The following is a 21,167-nucleotide window of genomic DNA, read 5'->3' on the forward strand; positions in this document are numbered from 1 at the left end:
TCCGATACGCACGATCGACGGCCTGCACAGATCGTAAGCGCTATCACACTCACCCCTAAATCACACTTTTTAACAATCTATAAATACAATTTACGAATATACAATGAAATATAAAAGAACCGTAAAATCGTTGTCAATCGAAAAAAACTGCGTGAAATACGATTGTGGAGACAGGCCATCTATCTTTAACTGGGCCCTTCGCATTTATGAAAGTGTTTACAAGAGCATTCCTTGTCGTTATATTATTTTATATAAGTGAATATAGTTTACTAATGGTGAACACAAAACGGAGGAATGTGGGTGTGGGGTATCCGCCTCGTGTCCATCATCGGCCGGACGTGCATACCTCGTCGTCTTTGTTCCAGCACAAACATTCGTTGAGAGGGAGATTGAGATGACAACGGACGAACGGTTACAGGAGTACTACGGTCGACTGCAAAGTCGTCATTTGGGCCCCTTGTGGGACTCGCTGCAGTCGATTATGACGAAGGAACCCAAGCCACGCGCCATTCCATACTTGTGGAAATGGAGGGACGTCCACGACTTCGTGATGGAGTCTGGGCAGCTCGTGACGCCTGAGCGGGGCGGTGAACGCCGGGTGGTGTTCTTCCGGAACCCGGGGCTCGAGGCGTTGGAGCCGTGGGGTTGGGGATCATTGACACACACGCTCTACGCCGGTGTACAACTGCTGTTACCAGGGGAAAAGGCACCGTCACATCGCCACAATCAAAACGCCATTCGATTCATCCTCGAGGGGAGCGGGGCCTATACCGTCGTCGAAGGAGAGCGCGTCTACATGGAGGAGGGGGACTTTCTCATCACGCCCGCCGGATTGTGGCACGACCACGTGCACGAGGGAGACCAGCCGATGCTGTGGCTCGACTGTCTCGATATCCCGCTCGTCTACGAACTCGGCGTGACGTTTTTCGAGGCGCACCCAGAGTTCAACCAACCCGTCACGCGCCCCGATAATTTTTCAGTAGATCGCTATTCGGTCGCCGGTCTCCGACCGCTTCAAGATCGGGAGAACCGCTACGCGCCACAGGCGGTATTCAAGTGGAGCCAGACGAAACTGGCCTTGGACGGACTTTCCAACCAAGATCCAGATCCGGTCGACGGATACGCAGTCGAGTATGTCAATCCAGCGACAGGCGAAGCCGCCGGTCACACCATCGGCGCCATGATGCAAAAGCTGCCGAGCAACTTTCACGGCCAGGCGCACCGGCATGTCCATGGAGCCATTTATCACGTAACCCGCGGTGAAGGGTACTCGGTAATTGGCGGTGTTCGATTCGACTGGCAGAAGGGCGACACGTTCGTCATCCCGAATTGGGCGTGGCACGAGCACGTCAATACGGGACCAAGTGATGCGTATCTGTTCTCGACCAACGACTTGCCGGTGATGGAAGCGCTGCACCTCGAACGAAGTGAGCGGTACACAGAGGGGCACCAGGCGATATCCGAGCGGTTTACGGGTGTAGAGAGTTCTGTTCTGTAAGGCCTGAGACGGCGGTGAACGAGTTCCGATAGGAGGATACACATGCGAATTCTATCTTTTCTGACCAATCACAACGAGCGCCTTGGCGTTGAATTCGATGGGCGCATTATCGACTTAAATCTAGCTTGCCAAGCGATGTTGCAGCGGCGAGGGGAGCCCGCGGCGGATCGACTGGCTGATGCACTGCTACCTGCAGACGCGTTGGGGTTCTTACGGGGGGGCGACCGGGTTTTGCAGCAGGCCCAGGATGTGCTTTCCTTCGTCGCCGAGCGCACGCCGGAAGAGCGCTCCGATTACGCGATGGACGTAAAGCAGGTGCAACGCCTAGCGCCCATCCCTCATCCAGGCAAAATCGTCTGTGTCGGTCGCAACTATCACGATCACGTCTCCGAAATGAAGCGCGAGGTACCGACCATTCCGGTCATTTTCGCGAAGTTGCCGAACACCGTCTGTGCACCGGAGGAGGATGTGCCGTTTCCACGCGTGTCGGACCAGTTTGACTACGAGGCCGAATTGGCTGTCGTCATCGGGCGGCAGGGCAGGTATATAGAGGAGCATGAGGCACCCGATTACGTGGCGGGGTATACGGCTTTTAACGACATCACCGTTCGCGATTGGCAGCACAGAACTCCACAGTGGTTGCAAGGCAAGTCGTTTGATAAGACGTGCCCGATGGGGCCAGTCCTGGTGACAAAGGACGAGATTCCCAACCCGAACGAATTGGATATCAAACTCTGGCTGAACGGCGAACTGCGGCAAAACGATAACACGAGTCGGTTGATCTTTTCGATTCCCTACCTCATCTCGTTTGTCTCTCAAATCATGACATTGGAGCCTGGAGATATTATCGCGACCGGGACACCTGGGGGCGTAGGTGTCGCCATGGAACCAAAAGGGTTTATGAAGGTCGGTGACCGTGTAAAAGTGGAGATTGAAAAGATTGGTGCACTCGTCAACGGGATTGTCGAAGGTTAAGCGCACAGGCGACGCATACAGAGCTTGTGAAGGAGGTTCGTCAAATGACGACAACGGCCGAGATCAAAAGAGCACTGCTTGAGCTGCACGACGAGTTAGAGCGGACGGTGGCGGGGATTACGCCCAGCGAGTTGCATTGGAAGGCGGATGACAGCACGTGGTCGGTGGCGCAGATTCTGGCGCACGTGGCCGAGTTTGAACAGTTTTTTAGCCAGGATGTACTGCGTCTGCGCGACAACCCCGGTACGTCGTTCGGGCGGACGATGGAGCACGCCGACAGGGTTCAAGCGGTGCAACTGACCGGATCGGAAGCGCTGGAGGGCTTACTTCAGTCGATTGAGCACAGCAGACAGGTCACAATCGACATGCTGGATGGTCTAACGGATGCCGACCTTCTTGTGGAAGGGAATCATCCGAAGTTTGGGGTGCGCACGATTGAGTGGGAGATCGGGCATTTTCTTACAGAACACCTGGAGAAACACATCGGTCAGGTGAACAGAACGAAGCTCGCGTACAAGCAGAGCGTAGTCCACTAATGTTTCGATTTTTTATCTAAGATCAGCGAGGTGATGGATGTGGCAAACCAGGTCTCATTTTTGGTGATTGGTGGCGGCATTGGAGGCTTGACAGCCGCGTTATCCATTGCGAAGTGCGGCAAGTCCGTACACGTCTTGGAACAGGCTCCGCAATTTGGCGAGATCGGCGCGGGGCTGCAGCTCGCGCCCAACGCCATGCGAGTGCTGTCCAAACTGGGTCTTGAGGACGTCATCCGGGAATGTGCGGTGTTCCCGAAACGCCTTGTGTTGATGGATGCCATGCGCGGGGGGGAACTCAGTTCCCTCGATTTAGGCGAAAAGTTTCGTACCCGATACGGTCAGCCGTACGCGGTGATGCATCGTTCCGACTTACATGCCATCTTGCTTGAAGCCTGTCGCGACAGCGAGCAAGTGACGTTATTGACGGACAAGCGAGTGACGGATGTAGAAAATTTGGAAGATTGTGTGCGCGTGACCTGTGCAGACGGCAGCGTCTATGAGGCAATGGCCGCCGTCGGGGCAGATGGACTGTGGTCCACCACGCGACAACTGTTCAGCGACGACCAACCCATTTGCTCTCAGTACGTCGCATACCGCGGCACGATTCCGACCGAGGAGATCTTGCAATACGCGCGCTTGGACGACGTGGTCATGTGGATTGGGCCAAACCTGCACTTTGTTCAGTATCCGGTCCGCCGCAAAGAATTGTTTAACCAGGTTGCGGTTTTCAAGAGTACGCGCTACCGAGTGGACTCCGACGACTGGGGAACGCCGGAAGAGCTCGACGCCGTCTTCGATCAATGTTTCCCAGCTGTGGCGAACGCAGCGAAGTACATGCAAAGGCACCGCAGGTGGCCAATGTACGACAGAGAACCGTTAGACAACTGGACTTCCGGGCGACTCACGCTGTTAGGGGATGCGGCGCACCCGATGCTACAGTACATCGCTCAGGGGGCATGTCAGGCGATTGAGGATGGTGCCTGTCTTGCGCTGCAGATCTCCAGGTGTGGAGAGGATATCGATGCCGCGCTTGCAGCCTATCAGGCTGAGCGCACGGTGCGCACCGCAAGGGTGCAGCGCACGGCACGCTTGTTTGGGGACATCATCCATACCGAAGACGAGGCGACGAGGATTTTGCGAAACGCGTTCATGCAAAAGCGAACGGCGGACGACTTCGGCGCTGTGGATTGGCTCTATGCGCCGGGCGTACCGGTTCATCAGTGACGGCACACAGTCGCCACGGCGTTGCCATTCGAAGATTCCGTCGTGGATTGAGGGAAGGGAGAATTGTGAGATGAAGCACGTGGCTCTCTTGACCGAGGGGACACAACCCGCTTGTGAAGGGATCGTCGAGGAACATCGGAAGTACCTGACAGAGTTGAGACTGAAAGGACTGCTGGCGTCGTCAGGTCCCTTTCAGAACGTGACGGGCGGATTGCTGATTTATAATGTCGCGGACTTTGACGCGGCGCTTGAGATCATCCGCCATGACCCGATCATCGAAAGTGGATGCCGCCACTTCGAACTATACACATGGGCCAATCAGGACTAGACGAGAGATACACGCTTTTGCGAGGGCGGTTCTAGGGGCGTGACCGGTGGGGAAGCGATAGATGTTCCGTTCCCCACCGGTCAAATGTGGCCCTTGAAGTGACCCACATGCGCATGAGACGAGCTGCGTGTAAGCGCATTCTAAAAGCTGTTGAAGGACCTGATATTTCTGAATTATCCAATCCGAGGAGGAAGGGAAACGATGAGCGAAGTAGTGCCGAACCGGTATCAAAATGCCCTGATGTGGATGCTGTTTTTGATGCTTGGTTTCGTCTTCTTTGACCGACTTACCATCACCTATTTAATGCCGATCATCGCGCCGAAGTTGCATGTGGATAACGCACAAGTGGGTCAAATCTCGATGTGGATGACCTTAGCCTGGGACGCCTCCGCACTCGTCTTTGGCATGTTGTCGGACAAGTCTGGCGTGCGGAAGCGCTGGCTGATTCCGTTTATCATCTGCACCGCCGTCTTTTCTGGATTTTCGGCGGTCGCTGTCTCCTTTTCATCCTTATTGCTCATCCGTATCTTAAACGGATTGGGCGAAGGTCCCACGTTTCCCCTCAGCATGTCCATGCTGGCTGCAGCGTCTGACGAGAGGAGACTTGGGAGAAACATCGGGTTTGCCCAGAGTGGTACGGGATTAATTGGCATGGCGTTGGCCCCTTTAGTCGTGACGCAGGTGGCCGTTCACTTTAACTGGCACGTCGCGTTTGTGGTATCGGGTATCCCAACGCTCGTGATGGCACTCGTCATGTGGAAGTGGGCAAAGGAAGTTCGATTTGCCGCGTCGGCGACGAAGATGAACGTCGGGCGGTACATGGAAGCGCTGAAATATCGGAATGTGAGTGTCTCAGTGCTCGTCTCCATCTGTCTGATGATCGCACTTTGGGTAATGAACATCTTTGCACCTCTGTTTTTGACCAATGTCGATCACCTCACCGAATCCCAGATGGGCTACGTTATGGCTATCATGGGATTGGGGGCATTCTTTTGGGGATTTGTCGTTCCGTTCATATCTGACGTTTGGGGCCGAAAACCCACGGTTATCGTTTTTTCCTTCTTATCCATCTTTCCGCCACTCGTGATGCATTTCTACCATGGCAACTGGGTGATTCTCGCGGTTGTCAGCTTCTTTTTGAACGTCGTACAAGGCGTGTTTCCGCTCATGATGAACATTATCCCGATGGAAACGGTCCCCCGAGAACTGGCGGCGACGGCTGGGGCACTGAGTATGAGCGTCGGGGAAATTATCGGAGCGGCGCTGACACCGGCGATTGCTGGCGCCCTGGCCGATCACTACGGACTGCCTATCGTGATGTATATCGCAGCCGCGGGGCCGTTCGTAGCCACCTTCGTCGGTTTCGCCTTCAAGGAAAGTAGGGTTCGTCGGACGCGGGAAACGAATATCGAAGCGCAGGCCAGTGAAGCCGATTACGTCTAGCTCCCGGTCTGGGCGCAATGCCTGGAAGGCATTGCGCTCGGGACCTTTTTCCGTTCCCCGTTTGTGAGTATATATAGTATTCCTTATATGCCGTTCACAAAATTTAAAATTGTATGACTACTATTTAGGATCGTAAGCTTAAGCCATACAGTGGAGCGCGGTTCCAACCATCCCTCATCGCAGGTGTCATCGCTGGTCTCCGAATCGCTGACACGGCTGACTCGGGATGGAGGTACGTACGACTTGCGGCGTCTTTCCTGTGACACTTCATGCGGAGTTTGGAGGATATTCATGTCAAGATTAGCGGAACAGGCGATTGAGGATCTCGTATTGGCCAATCACATTTTAAGTTGCGAAGGTATTTTGGAAGCATTCGGCCATGTGAGTGTGCGTCACCCAGACAATCCGGACCACTTTCTCCTATCCCGGTCGCTTTCACCTCAGCACGTGCAAAAACAGGATATTATGGAGTTCGACTTTTCCGGAAATCCGATTGGTTCCTCGTCCTACCGACCTTATTCCGAACGGATTCTGCATGCCAAGATCTATGAGGCGCGCCCAGATGTCCACGCGGTTTGCCACAACCACGCACTCGCACTGATTCCTTTTTCCACAACAGGCCTCGACATCAAGTCGATTTGCCACGTCGGTTGCATGTTTTTTGAGGGAATCCCGCTGTATGACGATTACGACGTATCTGATGGAATGCTGATTGTCAACGAACGAGAGGGGGAGAGAATTGCCAGAACATTGGGCTCCAAGCGGGCCTTGCTCATGCGAGGGCACGGTGTCGTGGTCGTGGGTGAAAATTTGAAGCAAACGGTCATGAGCTCCATTTATCTGGCGACCAATGCAGAGATTCAATACCGCGCGATGCAGCTTGGTGATCCGAAATACCTGTCTTACGAGGAGGGGAGAGCGGCAACAGAGACCATGTTTGGTGAAGTGCCTTTAGAGCGGGCCTGGAACTACTGGAAAGAGAGGGCGATTCGGAGCGAAGCTGGGTATCGCCAAGAACGTGGGTTGTAACATGGGGGGCCGCCGCGGCACGCACGCAGAACTGTAGCCGCGCAAGTATTCAGAAAGCGCTTCCATATATGTGCCCATCGTAGTCATGACGCCAAGTAAATCAGAGAAAGTGATTGCACAGTGGATTTCATCGAGGGGGAGTCAATTTCATGTCGAATCGTCCGTTGGTCGTGCCCTCAAGTCAAACGGCGGCCGGAACCAGTTCGGTCCGTTGGAAGTTCGTAATGCCTACCTTGCTCGTGATCTGGATCCTCGGCATGGTCGACAAAGTCGGTGTCGCGGTGGTTGCGACGAACAAAGACTTTCTTCAGGAAATGCACCTCACCCACAGTCCGGCTTTGGTTGGACTGCTGATGACGGCTATGCTGTTCGCGTATGGGATTGGGTTTCCCATTTGGGGTGTGTTGGTCGATCGGATGGGTCCGAAACAATGTACCATTTGCGGCCTCCTGTTGTGGGCGATGAGCACCGCGCTCGGCGCATTGGCAGAGAATTTCACGATGTTGCTCATATCGCGGATCATATTAGGCTTGGCTGAGGCTTACCTATGGCCGACGTCGAACGCGTTGACCGCGCGGTGGTTCCCGCTGAGCGAGCGCGGCCGGGCCAAGGCGATTTGGATTAACGGCATCAATATCGGCCTCGCGATCTCCGGATTTGTCGTGAATGGGTTGATAGGTTCGTTCCAATGGCGAGGCGTGTTCTGGTTTTTGACCCTGTGTGCGTTGGTCATTTGTCTGCCGATGGCTATCCTCTTCTTAAAAAACAATCCGGCGGACGACAAGCGCGTCAGTCCGTCAGAGTTGGCTTATATCCAGCAAGAACAATTGACGGTCGAACGGCACGTGGAGAAAGCCAAAGGGATGAACTCCTCCAGCTTCTGGCTAGCCGTGCTTGTGAATATCGCTAACGTATTCGGCGTGTTTGGCTTGGCGACATGGTTCCCAAGTTACTTGACGACTGCTAAGCACTTCAGTCACGCCACGACGAGCAATTACATCGCGTTGGCATTTGGGCTGTGCATCATCATGACGACGGTCGTTGGATCATTTACGGATAAGACGAAGCGTAAAGCTATCTGGGGCCTGTGGGGATTCGTTGTCTCGATGGTCCTGCTTGTGGCGATTTCCTTTGTCCCATCCGCTCTTTACGACGCCTTGTTCCTCGTCGTCGCGATCATCTGTATCCAGGGGATCACCACGCTCGTCAATCATGGAATTATGCATAGTTTTACGGTTACGGAGCACATTGGTCGCGACAACGGAATCATGGTTGGCATCTCGAACTTGCTGGCCGCGTTGGGGCCCACCATCATGGGAGCGTTGATCGGTCTTGCAGGGTTCAACATGGCGTTTGGATTCTTGGCAGTTTGCTTTCTAATCGGGGCGATTGGGCATACGGTGTTAGCGAAACAGGGCTACTGAGGATTAAGAGGACAGTGATCCCTATCACGAACTTGAACTATCGCTCAAGCGTGGATTGCGAAAATGATAGCGCTTTCGATGAATGAGGGACTGAGTGACGACATCAGTCCCCTCGCGTTCATCCACCATGGACCGGGCCGTTGCGGCCGAGCTGGTGTGAGAGGGGTCAGTCCGTGCGAGGAAAGGACGCGAGCAGGAAATCGACGAACCGCTGCACGGTGGGGCGCAGCTCGAGATTGTTTTGTGTGACGATGACGCAATCCAACGGAGGATGGCGCAATTCAGGAAACGAAAACTCGAACAGTTGACCATTGGCCAATTCGTGTCGTACTGATGTGTACGGTAAAAACGCCATGCCGAGACCTTCGAGTACGACAATTTTGATCGACTCCAAATCTTCCATTCGCAGGCGAATCGTGTAATCCTCGTCCGAGATCCCGAGATTTCGAAGGATTTGCTGAATCAACTTCCAATGGGTGGAGTGCGTGACGGCACTGATCAGGGGAACAGATTGGAATAAGTGCTTGTTGATCTCCAACTGGTGAGCCCAGGGAGACTGACTACTATAGACTAGACACCAGTGGTCATGACGAAGCATGGTGGCTCGCAATCCGGACGGGAGAGGAACCGTTTCGTCGGACGTCACGACGCCTACGTCGAGAATCTTGTTCAGTACCTGGTTATAAATCGTTTCGGTGTCCTTGTATACCACGGAGATATGGATCTGCTCTAATACCCCCATGTACTGGGCGATGATGTGGGGCAAAAAGTACCGTCCGAACGGACGATTGCTTCCGATAGCCAGGTTCCCTTGGTCGTTTTGCATCAGCTCTTCGACGGTCGTAACGAGTTTTTGCTCAAGCGCCAGGATGTCCTGGGCGAATTCGTACGTAATCCGCCCGGTATCCGTCAGATACAGATGATTTCCCTTGCGTTCAAACAACGTTGTGGACAAGAAATTCTGTAGCGATTTCACCTGCAGGCTCAGGGCCGGTTGCGTAATCATCAACTCTTTGGCGGTTTCCACATAACTGCCGTGATCGACAACGGCACGAAACAGTTCCAACTGATGCAGGCTCAGATGCTCACGCATAGGAACACCTCGAATATAAGTTTTTCTTTATATGTTAGTCAGAAAATTTAAATTTGTGCAATACGCAGACGGGGGCGTAAGCTCAAAGAGAGGCACGAGCGAAAGCATCTACGCCATTCTTGGTAAGCGCTTGTTTTTGGCGCTGTAATTTCACCCTGATGAGGAGGTGACTTATGCCTGACCTGATACGCGTCGCCATCGCTGGGTTGGGAACGGCTACACGCCTCATGCTCCGCGCACTGCTGTCCAACCCGACTATCGAGGTGGTTGCGGCGGCCTCTGTTCGGGAGGAGGAGCGACTCGCGTTCGCCAACGATTTTTCCATTCCCGCGTACGCAGACATCGACGAGCTCTGCGGTCTCGATGATGTGGACGCGATTTACATTGCGACACCTACACATCTGCACGTCCATCACGTGCTGATGGCACTGGAACACGGTAAGCACGTCCTGGTGGAGAAGCCCTTGGCGACAGACTTGCCTTGTGCCAAACGGATGGTCGAAGCTGCCGAGAAGTTCGGTCGGGTGGTGATTGTCGGACATTCCCACAGCTTCGATGCCCCGATTCAAGCGATGCGAGACATCGTACACAGCGGGGGGTTAGGTGGGCTGCGAATGATTCACAGCTGGTGCTACACCGATTGGCTCTACCGACCCAGGGTGCCAGAGGAGCTGTCCACTGACTTGGGGGGCGGGGTCACCTTTCGGCAGGGCGCTCACCAGTTTGACGTCATTCGCTTCCTTGGAGGTGGCGCGCTGCGCAGCGTACGCGCGTCCACTGGACGGTGGGATGCGCGTCGACCGACGGAGGGCAGCCACACTGTGTATTTGGAATTCGAGGACGGGGTTTGTGCAACCGCAGTCTACAGCGGATATGACCGCTTTCACAGCACGGAACTGACCTTTGGCATCGGCGAGTGGGGGCAACTAGCTCCGGATTGCGACCACTGCTATGGGTCTCACAGAAAACGCAGCCTGCAGTTGACTACGGCGGAGGAATCGGTCATGAAGCGCGAACAGGCGGGGTACAAAACGGGTGACACACTACAGGAGCAGGGCGAACATCAACCGTTTTTTGGACTTACCCTCGTCAGTTGCGAACGAGGAGATATTCGTCAGAGTCCAGAAGGGCTGTTTGTCTACGCGGATGACCGCATCATCGAGGTGGAACTCCCGTCCACAAAGACGCCTCACGACCGGGTGGTGGAGGAATTTGTGGGCGCCGTCAACGGGTCGATTGAGCCCGTCCACACGGCACGGTGGGGGATGGCAACCCTTGAAGTGTGCTTAGCAGTCCTCGAATCTGCGAAACGACGAGAAGAAATCTATTTACACTACCAAGTCGCGACGGAGTAATGCGACAGGATATACGAGCGAATGGAGGAACAGTACGATGCTCAATCAGGAACGAAACACGATGTTGACGAGTGTTGGACCAGGGACGCCAATGGGAAACTTGTTTCGCCGCTACTGGCTCCCTATCGCCGCAGCATCTGAGTTGGAAGGCGAGTGGACGAAAAAGGTCCGATTGCTTGGTGAGGATCTTGTGCTCTATCGGGATCGAAGTGGGAAACTGGGGCTCATCGGAGAGCGGTGTGCGCACCGCGGCGTGTCGATGACGTGCGGCATTCCCGAGGAAAACGGCTTGCGATGTCCCTACCACGGATGGCTGTACGACGCGACGGGCCAGTGTTTGGAGCAGCCCAACGAGCCATCGACCAGCACGTTTAAGGACAAAGTTAAGCTTCCCGCGTACGAGGTGGAGGAACTGGGGGGATTGATATTTGCCTACCTTGGCCCCAAACCAGCCCCCCTGTTGCCTCGCTATGATCTGTTCGTTCGCGACAATGTGATTCGTACCATCGGATACGCCGTCATTCCGTGTAACTGGATGCAAATTATGGAGAACTCCCTCGATCCAACGCACTTGGAGTGGTTGCACGGGCGGTATTTTCAATACGTGTTCGAGCGCGAGGGACGGCCGCAGGACAGTTGGCCCATCAGTAAGCATCACCAAAAAATTGGCTTCGATTTGTTCGATCACGGCATCATCAAACGCCGCGTTTTGGAGGGGCAGACGGAAGATTGTGAGGATTGGGTGGTCGGACATCCAGTGGTATTTCCGAATATGTTGCGGGTGGGCGACCTAGGGGCCCATTCTTTTCAAATTCGTGTGCCGATGGATGATACGCATACCTATCATATTTGGTACACGTGTTTCGTTCCGAACGAAGGAGTGCAGGTGCCAAACGATTATCCCATCTCTCTGTACGAGGCTCCGCTCAAGGATGCCAATGGAAAGTTCATTACCGACTACATTGACGGTCAGGACATGATGAGCTGGGTGACGCAAGGGGAAATCGCGGATAGAACGACAGAGAGACTTGGCACATCTGACAAAGGCATTATCATGTACCGGCAGTTGCTGATGCAGGAATTAGCCAGGGTGGAGAAAGGCGAGGACCCGATGTGCGTGGTTCGCGATCCCGCCCAAAACGACGTGATTGTTCTTCCGCAGGAAGAGAACAAATACGGTGTTGGAGATCTCCTGTCGAGTATCGCGAAAGATTGGAACACCAGATATGCCCCGAACATCGACGAGATTATTCTTCTGTGCAAGGGGAAAGTGGAGGAAAATGTCTAACTGGGGGAGCTGAGCTTGGGGAAACACACGCAGCATCTACTTGATTGGGTACAGTTTTGTCCGCATTGTGGCGGGTCCTTAGAAGATCCACGCAATTTGGTCAACGAGTTTTCATTGGCGGACAGTTCCATCTGCTTTTGGTGGTGCTATTCTTGTGGCGCGAAGGGGGAAATCGCAGAGATTCAACGGGTGACTGCGCCTGAGTTGGTCGAAGGCTGAGATTTAACTAGATTGCGCCATCGAAATGTAACATCGAGGAAGACACTGTCGAAGCGGACGGTGTCTTCTTTGGCTTTGTCGTAATTTCCCGAGCAATGACGATGGGCAGATGTGGATGCGCGTACTGTACGTTGACCACCGGTTCACGAAGGGTCATTCAAGTAAAGTACCGTTAACGAAAAAGGCTATCGTCTCTAGCTCAGGTGCCAGAGCGGCATCGGGCAGGGAAATCCGATGTGATGCCTGGGGCCATTCCATTGTACAATAAGGAAAGTCTGAATACTCCTATCATTATGGAGGAACCCGGTATGGAACATGGAGTGAAGCATCGTTGGCGGATGGTTGTCAAGGTGGGATCGAGTTCGATTACGGACCACCGAGGCAGATTATCGTTGGAAAAAATGAGACGCGTCGTAGCCCAACTGGCTGCTCTTCAGAAGTCAGGAAGATGTCAAGTGATTCTAGTGTCGTCTGGCGCGATTGCGGCGGGCCTGGGCAAGCTTGGATGGAACCGAGCGAGCATTACGCTTCCCGAGAAACAGGCGGCTGCTGCTGTAGGACAAACCCTTTTAATGGAAACCTATGAACGGTTGTTCGGTCAAGAGGATATCGTCGTTGGTCAATTGTTGTTGACGCGGTTGGATATTGAGGACCGCAAACGGTTTGTCCATATTCGCAACACCATCCTCACGCTGTTGCACAACGGTATTGTGCCGATTGTCAACGAAAATGACACGGTTGCCGTCGATGAAATCCGCTTTGGTGACAACGACTCCCTGGCCAGTTTGACCGCACTTGTGTCGGAGGCGGAGCGGCTCGTGTTGCTGACCGATATCGATGGTTTGTACACGGGAGATCCGAAGGCGGATGCGAGTGCAACACGTCTATCTGAAATCTGGGAAATTACGAGAGAGATCGAGTCGATTGCAGGCGGCGCAGGCAGTTCCGTCGGAACGGGCGGGATGAGGACGAAGATCTCCGCGGCCAAAGCGGCTGTGCAGTCAGGGATCGATGTCGTCATTGCCTCGAGTGAGGAATCGCGGGTGCTTTTGCGAATTGCTGACGGTGAAGCGGTGGGGACCTTGTTTCACGCGCGGCCAGAACCGCTGGCTCACAGAAAATCTTGGCTGATTCATGGGCCGCAACCCGGTGGTGTGCTCGTCATCGACGAGGGTGCGGTTCAGGCGCTGGTCGCCCAGGCAGGCAGTCTACTTCTACCGGGGGTCATGCAGGTTCAAGGGGACTTCCAGGAGGGGACCACGGTGGCCCTTGCCAACACCACGGGACATGTCGTCGGGAAGGGAATCACAAATTTTTCAGCCCGGGATCTGGATACCCTCGTACATCGAAGACAATCGGGGGAGCGGCTTTACAACGTGACTGAGGTGGTACATCGCAACAACATGGTCGTATTGGAAGGTGGGGTGTTAGGATGACAGAGGCGCATCTAGTAGAGAGCGGCGCACAGGCCGAGTTGGGGGCATACATCGCGCACAAACTGCATCAGGCCAGGGGTGCGAGCCGAGTGCTTGCGGTGGCGTCTACTTCGGTGAAAAATGAGGCCTTACATCAGATGGCAGATGCGTTGTGGAACAATCGTGAGGAAATCCTCGCGGCCAACGAGGAGGACGTGCGTGCAGCCGAGGCGGCAGGCCAACCGGCGTCGCGGATTGATCGACTGATGTTGAACGAGCATCGAATTCGGCAAATGATGGACGGCCTTTGCCAAGTCGCACAGTTGGAGGATCCGATCGGTGAGCGATTGGACACGATTCTCCACCCGAACGGCATGCGAATCGAAAAGGTTCGAGTCCCGATGGGGGTTATTGCCATGGTTTATGAGTCGAGGCCAAACGTGACGGTTGACGCGGTCGGATTGTGTATCAAGACGGGGAACGCGGCCGTGCTCCGGGGTGGCCGGGAGGCCTTGCGGTCAAATATTGCGCTCGTTCGCGCGCTTCACAAGGGACTCCAGACGAGTGGAGTGCCAAGCGAAGCGCTTCAGTTCGTCGAGCGCACCGAACGCGAGTCTGTCGATTTGCTGATCCGCGCCGTGGGACTCGTCGATTTGGTGATTCCACGCGGCGGCGCAGGATTGATTGAGCGCGTCGTGCGCCACGCACAAGTGCCTGTGATCGAAACGGGCGTCGGCAATTGTCACGTGTACGTCGATGCCTCGGCAGATGTCGCGAAGGCACGTGACATTATCACGAACGCAAAAACGCAGCGCCCGTCCGTATGTAACGCGGCAGAGACTCTGCTCGTGCACAAAAGTGTGGCTAGCGCATGGTTACCCGAAATCGTTCCACACTTGGTCCGCCTCGGTGTGCAGGTGCGGGGGTGTGAGCAATCGCTCTCCATCCTACGCGACGAGGGATTTTCGGATGTCTCGGCGGCGACAAAAGAGGATTGGTCGACAGAGTATCTCGATCTCATCTTGGCGGTGAAAGTGGTCGATAGTCTCGACGCCGCGATTGAACATATTACAGAATACGGCACTCTTCATTCAGAAGTCATCGTGACCGAAAGCGAAGAGGCTGCAGCTGAATTTCTGTCGCGCGTCGACGCGGCGGTGGTCTATCATAATGCCTCCTCTCGGTTCACAGACGGTTTTGAATTCGGATTCGGTGCAGAGATCGGCATCTCCACGCAAAAACTGCACGCGCGTGGACCGATGGGTCTTCGCGAGATGACCAGCTATAAGTACATCGTGCGCGGAGACGGCCAAGTCCGTGGCTAGTCGAGGGGCGCGGCGCGGCTGAGTGAATGGTGGTTGAGTAATGAGTTACCGAAGCTCAGCTACGCCGTGTGCCTCGCGTCTCACCATGCGGGCCGAGCGTCCCTGAACGTAGTTCGACCCGCCCCATCCTTCGCAATTCTCCCTTTCTATCCCCCACGTTCATCCATTTCCGATATTGCGAATCATTTCTGGTCCTCGCAAGACGTGCAGTAACTGCAGGTTTAGGATAACGGATATCAACGAACGACGTTTCTCACAAAGGGGATGGTCAAATTTCAACAGCCGTAGTAAACGTTATCTTTGAATCCGTCACATAGATGAATGTTCTGCAATGCCGCGTGAAAGGGCTTCCATATTTTATTCGGCATCACAGATCAGGCGGCTTGGATGAACATGCATTGCGTGACCATTCCCCGCAGTGGGAGATACGTCGATGGATGGGGGTTTGGGGGTTGGATCGTCGCCGATTGATTATCGTGACCATACTGTGTGGTCTGGGGTATATGGTGTATTCGGTGGATCGTATGGTGATGTCGTCATCTGTCGGCCTCATCGCGAAGCAATTCCACATGACAAAGGGCACCTCGGGGCTTATGATGAGCTCGTTCTTTTATGGATTTGTCGTACTTCTGTTCATCGGCGGGATTTTGTCTGATAAGTTCACCGGCAAGACGGTACTCATTTGGGGATTGTCTCTTTTTTCACTTGCGACGGGGGCGACGGGTCTCGCCACTGGGTTTGGAACGATGTTGGTGTATCGGATTATCACCGGCCTTGGCGAAGGGCTGTTCTGGCCGGCCGCCTCGCAGGAAATCACATTGGTCTCCACCGCGAAACAGCGCACCACGGTGATGTCGATTTACTGGTCCGGATATCCGATCGGTGGATTTTTGGGGACCTGGTTGGGCGCCCTGATTGGCTCACATGACGGTTGGCGCCCTGTGTTCATCGTGGCGTTTGTCCTCGGGGCCATCGTCGCCGTGCTCTACGGTGTACTCGTGCGCAGCGATGGGGCGGGAAAGACCGCAAACAGCGCGAAAGTACAACTCACAGAGGGTGTTCCTATCCGCGAGATCTTTCGTCAGCCGACGGTCGTGGCGCTCGGCGTCTTCTATCTGTTGCTGATGTCTGGTTGGTGGATTGTGCTCTTGTGGGCTCCAACGTTCATGGAGGCACAGAAGCACATGAGCTTGACGACGGGCGGCACGATTGCCAGCCTCATGGGGTTGTCCGGGGCCCTGGGTGGCATTTTGATTGGCCGCTACTGTGACAAAGGGGCCATCGGGCGACGTAAAGTCGTGCTTGTGTGGATCTCGATTCTCACGGCCGTGATGATGGCGTTGATGGTCGTTGGATTGCCGACGTGGCTGTTGGTGATTGTGGTGCTCCTGCTCGGCTTCTTTGGTTACCCCATCACGCCGGTGGTGCTCTCCATCGCTTCGCAGGTGGTACCTGAGGGCGTTGCGGGTTCGGCGATTGGGTTCGTCATGAACGTCGGGATGCTGGCCGGCGCTATCACACCGGCCCTCGCAGGATTTTTGCAGGAGAACGTGGCCATGTCGACCGTCTGGATTTTAGCCGCTGTGCTGCAATTGATCAGTTGCTTGGCACTTTTGTTTACCGGGGTGTTGCGCAGCGCCAAGTCGTCGGATCACGTGGGACATTCCGCAGACACACCGGCGCGCTGATGGTCGCGAGAAGCCGACGCGGTGGCGTCGCTTCACGAGTTCGGGAACATCACAGGAGACAAGTGATTGCTGTGGCTCGAAGGATACACAGAGAGGACGCATCTCGGTGTATCCTGTTTTTGTGCAAAGGAGGATCGTGTGTCGTGTCTAAGTGTTTACGGTGACAACCAAATCAAGATGGGATGACAGCAAATGGGACTCCGCGATGTGCCGTTGGCGAAAAGTGGAATACTACTGTATGAGAGTAAGCATTTGCAGGGCGAGGTCGTCACCCCGCATCACCACACAATCTATCAAATTCTGTACATCCTGAGCGGCGATGGCATCATTACGCTTCATAACCAGCCGTATGAAGTCACGAATGACCAGATGGTGCTGATTGCCCCGTACACGGAACACGCGGTCTACGCCCGCTCGCGCATGACTCTCCTGGTCTTAGCATTTGGTGACTTCCTCGAAGATCTCACTGGCACCAAGGAACTGTTCTCCACGGCGTTTCGAACGTCGAAATATCACATGCTGGACTCGATGTCCGCGAATGAACTGCGCGACTCGTTTCGGAAAATCCTTTACGAGCAGAGTTTACAAGGCAGCTTTTCCGATTTGGCGATTCGCGGGCACTTGCTGCACGTGCTGTTGACGCTCACGAGATCTTTTGAAGTCGAGCATTTTCGCGACTCAAATGCACATCGAGCGAACGTGTTGCGCCACTATATCGAGGCGCACTACTACCGCCGGTTATCCGCGGAGGATCTCGCGGGCCGCCTGAAGATTACCTCGCGGCACATGAACGCCATCTTCAAGGAGCAGTTTCACATTACCCCGATTCAATATCTGAACGACGTGCGGGTGAAGCACGCAAAGGCACTGCTCCTTGGCACGGACAAGGAGATTATCTCGATTTGCTTCGAGGTTGGGTTTGAGACGATTTCGACGTTTTATCGGGCGTTCAAACGCAAGGTAGGAATGTCGCCGCAACAGTTTCGAAAGGCGCCATCGTGACGTCGCGCGTGCCCACGATGGGTTCACCGGTGCTGACTTCATCGCTGCCTTCAGTCTCACTTCCGGTTTTGCGAATCATTTCTGTGCCTGATAAGACCTGCCTTTGTGACACGTGATACCGTATCTCTGTAATCGTCGTAACGCTGGGATGAGGAAGATTCGGAGGGGGTTAGGAGATGCGAAAAATCGGGATCATCATGAACGGTGTCACAGGCAGAATGGGCACCTATCAGCACTTAGAGCGCTCAATTGCAGCGATTCGTCAACAGGGGGGCCTCGCCTTGCCGGATGGCGAGGTACTGATGCCGGATCCGATTTTGGTTGGGAGAAATGAGCACAAGTTGCGCGCATTGGCTGATAAATACGGCATTCTGCGGTGGAGCACGAACCTCGAGGAGTGTCTGGCCAATCCGGATTATGAAATCTACTTTGACGCGCAGACGACCTTGCGCCGGGCCGAAGGTGTGCGGGCGGCAATCGAGGCGGGCAAGCACATCTATTGTGAGAAGCCGACCGGCGTCAACCTTGAGGAGGCGTTAAGTCTCGCCCGACTCGCGGATCAAAAGGGCGTCAAACACGGCGTGGTGCAAGACAAGTTGTTTCTACCAGGCCTCTTGAAGTTGCAGAAACTCGTCGAGACGGGGTTCTTTGGCCGCATTCTCTCGATTCGCGGAGAGTTTGGGTACTGGGTGTTTGAAGGAGAGCACGAGGCCGCCCAGAGACCGTCTTGGAACTACCGCAAGGAAGAGGGCGGCGGCATCATCGTCGACATGCTCTGCCACTGGCGCTATGTGCTCAGCAACATTTTCGGCGACGTGAAAGCGGTATCTTGCTACGGTGCCACGCATATTCCACAGCGCGTCGACGAGGATGGGGAAGTCTACGACGCGACGGCCGACGACGCCGCGTATACGACGTTTCAATTGGAGGGCGGCATCGTAGCGCACATCAATTCGTCGTGGTGCGTCCGGGTCGACAGAGGCGAGTTGTTCGAACTGCAGGTGGATGGAACGGAAGGGAGTGCGGTGGCGGGGCTTCGCAACTGTAAAGTACAGCATCGGGCGCATACGCCAAAAGCGGTTTGGAACCCGGATGTACCAGACCAGAACGACTACACGGCCCAATGGGTGACCGTGCCTACCATCGACGAGCCAGACAACGCGTTCAAAGTGCAGTGGGAGATGTTTTTGAAGCACGTCGTCCTCGGCGCGCCGTTCAAGTTTGATCTCCTCGAAGGCGCCAAAGGCGTGCAACTGGCACAAATCGGCTTGCAGTCGTGGGAAGAACGCCGCTGGTTAGACGTCCCGACGCTGACGCTCGACTGACATTCTAGGAGGGGTACATGTGCAAACTCTACTGCTACCTAGGTCCTTTGGCGGCGTCGAGGCGTACCGCATGGTTGGTACGCCAATTGAGACGGCGCCGTGCCAGCCGGCCACGCGTCGAATCGCCTACGCGGCTGCACACGTGGTAGCCGATCCGCTGGCCGATATCGATCCTTCCTCGGCCACCGCAGTGGACTGGGATTCTACACTCGCGTTTCGCCATCACCTCTGGTCACTTGGCCTGTCCGTCGCGGAGGCGATGGATACGGCGCAACGCGGCATGGGCCTCGGCTGGGAGACGACGAAAGAACTGATATCGCGCTCCGTACGCGAGGCGAGGGCGTGCGGCGGAGCGATTGCCTGCGGGGCGGGGACGGATCAACTGGATGGGAGCGCTGCGCACACGCTAAAGGACGTGCAGCGAGCGTACGAGGAACAGTGTGAGTTCATCGAGGGGACGGGCGGCCGCGTCATCCTCATGGCCAGCCGGGCACTGGCTGCCGTCGCCAAGGCGCCAGAGGATTATGCGGCCGTGTACGATGCTATCCTCTCGCAGGTCTCTCAGCCTGTAATCCTGCACTGGCTCGGCGACATGTTCGACCCCGCGCTCACCGGCTACTGGGGCCATCTCGACGTAGCGGCCGCCATGCAAGTGTGCCTAGACGTCATTCACCGGCACGCCGCGAATATCGACGGCATCAAAATTTCGCTCCTCGACGCGGACTTAGAAGTGCAGATGCGCCGCATGCTACCAGATGGCGTCAAGATGTACACGGGGGACGACTTCAATTACCCAACGCTCATCTTGGGGGAGGACGGTGCGTACAGCCACGCGCTGTTGGGCATTTTCGACGCCATCGCGCCGGCGGCTGCACAGGCCCTGCGGGCATTGGACGCGGGGGATGAGGCTCGCTTCCGGGAGATCATGGATCCGACAGTTGGGCTCAGTCGGCACATTTTCCAGGCACCGACGCGGTTTTATAAGACTGGCGTCGTGTTTCTCGCCTACTTGAACGGTCACCAGGACCACTTCCGGATGGTGGGGGGGCTAGAGAGCATGCGCTCGCTCGTCCATCTGTCGGAACTGTTCGTCCTCGCAGACCGGGCTGGGCTCTTGGCAGATCCGGACGCCGCCTCGGAACGCATGCGCCGCGTCCTGGCGATTGGAGGCGTGGTGTAATGGATACTCGGTTTCTCAGCTTAAATCAGATCACGACGAATGGATGGACCGTCCAACAGGCGGTCGACGGTTGTGCACGAGCAGGTATCCAGTGGATCGGCCTCTGGCGACACAAAGTCGCAGAGACTGGGTTGCAGGCGAGCGCTCGCATCGTCCAGGACGCGGGGCTTCGGGTTTCCGGACTGTGCCGGGGTGGCATGTTTGCGGCGGGCACGAAGCTCGAGCGGGCGGCCCGCATCGACGACAACCGCCGCGCCATCGAAGAGGCGGCAGAGCTTGGGACGGATGTCCTCGTCCTCGTCTGTGGCCCGGCCGAGGATTGTACGCTCGACGATGCCCGGTCGATGGTCGAGGAGGGAATCGAACAGCTCGTTCCGTACGCGCTTGAACGCGGTGTGAAGCTCGGTATCGAACCGCTGCACCCGGTGTTTGCGGCAGACAGATCTGTCATCTCCACGCTCGGTCAGGCGAACGACATCGTCCTGCGGCTGGGGTCAAGCCAGGTCGGCGTCGTCATCGACATCTATCACGTCTGGTGGGATCCGAAGCTGTATGAGGAAATTGCGAGATCCGCCGGGCACATTTTTGGCTTCCACGTCAACGATTGGCTGGCGCCAGTCGAGAACGCGATGATGTCGCGTGGCATGATGGGCGACGGCTGCGTGGAAAACGCACGGATTCGGCGCGCAGTCGAAGCGGCTGGATATCATGGTCCGGTCGAGGTCGAGATATTCAACCAAAAAATCTGGGATACCGCATATGATGAAATTTTGGTACAAATGAAACAACGGTTTGAAACGGAAGTTTAGGGTGCTCGTGT

General features: G+C 55.4%; 19 protein-coding genes. 18 read left to right on the top strand and 1 reads right to left on the bottom strand.

What is annotated here, in order from left to right; all coding sequences use genetic code 11:
* Window positions 1–394: 394 nt before the first annotated feature.
* From NZD89_RS07185 to NZD89_RS07220, 8 genes are all read left to right on the top strand, one after another.
* A complete protein-coding gene (locus NZD89_RS07185; RefSeq protein ID WP_268007053.1) occupies window positions 395–1,498 on the top strand; it encodes a cupin domain-containing protein in 1,104 nt (367 codons plus the stop codon).
* Between the two features lie 42 nt (window positions 1,499–1,540).
* Complete coding sequence (locus NZD89_RS07190) at window positions 1,541–2,473, top strand: fumarylacetoacetate hydrolase family protein (protein ID WP_268007054.1); 933 nt, start codon at window positions 1,541–1,543, stop codon at window positions 2,471–2,473.
* Between the two features lie 44 nt (window positions 2,474–2,517).
* Complete coding sequence (locus NZD89_RS07195; RefSeq protein WP_268007055.1) at window positions 2,518–3,009, top strand: DinB family protein; 492 nt, start codon at window positions 2,518–2,520, stop codon at window positions 3,007–3,009.
* Between the two features lie 39 nt (window positions 3,010–3,048).
* Window positions 3,049–4,233: an FAD-dependent monooxygenase gene (locus NZD89_RS07200; protein ID WP_438938751.1), complete on the top strand. Its 1,185-nt coding sequence runs from the start codon at window positions 3,049–3,051 to the stop codon at window positions 4,231–4,233.
* A 70-nt stretch (window positions 4,234–4,303) separates the two neighbouring features.
* Window positions 4,304–4,561: a YciI family protein gene (locus NZD89_RS07205; RefSeq protein WP_268007056.1), complete on the top strand. Its 258-nt coding sequence runs from the start codon at window positions 4,304–4,306 to the stop codon at window positions 4,559–4,561.
* Window positions 4,562–4,762: 201 nt separating this feature from the next.
* Window positions 4,763–6,004 carry an MFS transporter gene (locus tag NZD89_RS07210; protein WP_268007057.1) on the top strand — a complete coding sequence of 414 codons (1,242 nt, stop codon included), beginning with the start codon at window positions 4,763–4,765 and terminating at the stop codon, window positions 6,002–6,004.
* Window positions 6,005–6,295: 291 nt separating this feature from the next.
* The gene (locus tag NZD89_RS07215) at window positions 6,296–7,033 is read left to right on the top strand and encodes a class II aldolase/adducin family protein (RefSeq protein ID WP_268007058.1); all 738 of its coding nucleotides are present in this window, start codon (window positions 6,296–6,298) and stop codon (window positions 7,031–7,033) included.
* A gap of 149 nt (window positions 7,034–7,182) precedes the next feature.
* A complete protein-coding gene (locus NZD89_RS07220) occupies window positions 7,183–8,457 on the top strand; it encodes an MFS transporter (RefSeq protein ID WP_268007059.1) in 1,275 nt (424 codons plus the stop codon).
* A gap of 166 nt (window positions 8,458–8,623) precedes the next feature.
* On the opposite strand, the gene NZD89_RS07225 is transcribed toward NZD89_RS07220, so the two are convergent.
* Entirely contained in the window at window positions 8,624–9,550 is a 927-nt protein-coding gene (locus NZD89_RS07225; RefSeq protein ID WP_268007060.1) for a LysR family transcriptional regulator, read from the bottom strand.
* 173 nt (window positions 9,551–9,723) lie between these two features.
* Here NZD89_RS07225 and NZD89_RS07230 point away from each other — a divergent pair, with 173 nt between their 5' ends.
* From NZD89_RS07230 to NZD89_RS07275, 10 genes are all read left to right on the top strand, one after another.
* Window positions 9,724–10,905 (top strand): Gfo/Idh/MocA family protein, encoded by a 1,182-nt coding sequence (locus tag NZD89_RS07230; RefSeq protein ID WP_268007061.1) that lies wholly within the window; start codon window positions 9,724–9,726, stop codon window positions 10,903–10,905.
* 37 nt (window positions 10,906–10,942) lie between these two features.
* Window positions 10,943–12,193 (top strand): aromatic ring-hydroxylating dioxygenase subunit alpha, encoded by a 1,251-nt coding sequence (locus NZD89_RS07235; protein ID WP_268007062.1) that lies wholly within the window; start codon window positions 10,943–10,945, stop codon window positions 12,191–12,193.
* Between the two features lie 15 nt (window positions 12,194–12,208).
* On the top strand, window positions 12,209–12,412 hold the full coding sequence (locus NZD89_RS07240; protein WP_268007063.1) for a hypothetical protein: 204 nt from the start codon (window positions 12,209–12,211) through the stop codon (window positions 12,410–12,412).
* 308 nt (window positions 12,413–12,720) lie between these two features.
* On the top strand, window positions 12,721–13,848 hold the full coding sequence (gene proB / locus NZD89_RS07245) for a glutamate 5-kinase (protein WP_268007064.1): 1,128 nt from the start codon (window positions 12,721–12,723) through the stop codon (window positions 13,846–13,848).
* Window positions 13,845–15,152 carry a glutamate-5-semialdehyde dehydrogenase gene (locus tag NZD89_RS07250; RefSeq protein ID WP_284286257.1) on the top strand — a complete coding sequence of 436 codons (1,308 nt, stop codon included), beginning with the start codon at window positions 13,845–13,847 and terminating at the stop codon, window positions 15,150–15,152. The genes proB and NZD89_RS07250 overlap by 4 nt, the downstream gene beginning before the upstream one ends.
* A 452-nt stretch (window positions 15,153–15,604) precedes the next feature.
* Entirely contained in the window at window positions 15,605–16,840 is a 1,236-nt protein-coding gene (locus NZD89_RS07255) for an MFS transporter (RefSeq protein WP_268007065.1), read from the top strand.
* 192 nt (window positions 16,841–17,032) lie between these two features.
* Window positions 17,033–17,842 (top strand): AraC family transcriptional regulator, encoded by an 810-nt coding sequence (locus NZD89_RS07260; protein ID WP_268007066.1) that lies wholly within the window; start codon window positions 17,033–17,035, stop codon window positions 17,840–17,842.
* Window positions 17,843–18,018: 176 nt separating this feature from the next.
* The gene (locus NZD89_RS07265) at window positions 18,019–19,167 is read left to right on the top strand and encodes a Gfo/Idh/MocA family protein (protein ID WP_268007067.1); all 1,149 of its coding nucleotides are present in this window, start codon (window positions 18,019–18,021) and stop codon (window positions 19,165–19,167) included.
* A gap of 19 nt (window positions 19,168–19,186) precedes the next feature.
* A complete protein-coding gene (locus NZD89_RS07270; RefSeq protein ID WP_268007068.1) occupies window positions 19,187–20,347 on the top strand; it encodes a dihydrodipicolinate synthase family protein in 1,161 nt (386 codons plus the stop codon).
* The gene (locus NZD89_RS07275; RefSeq protein ID WP_268007070.1) at window positions 20,347–21,156 is read left to right on the top strand and encodes a sugar phosphate isomerase/epimerase family protein; all 810 of its coding nucleotides are present in this window, start codon (window positions 20,347–20,349) and stop codon (window positions 21,154–21,156) included. Before NZD89_RS07270 ends, NZD89_RS07275 begins: the two co-directional genes overlap by 1 nt.
* Window positions 21,157–21,167: the final 11 nt, after the last annotated feature.

It is taken from the genome of Alicyclobacillus fastidiosus, from assembly GCF_026651875.1.
Classification (GTDB): Bacteria; Bacillota; Bacilli; order Alicyclobacillales; family Alicyclobacillaceae; genus Alicyclobacillus; species Alicyclobacillus fastidiosus.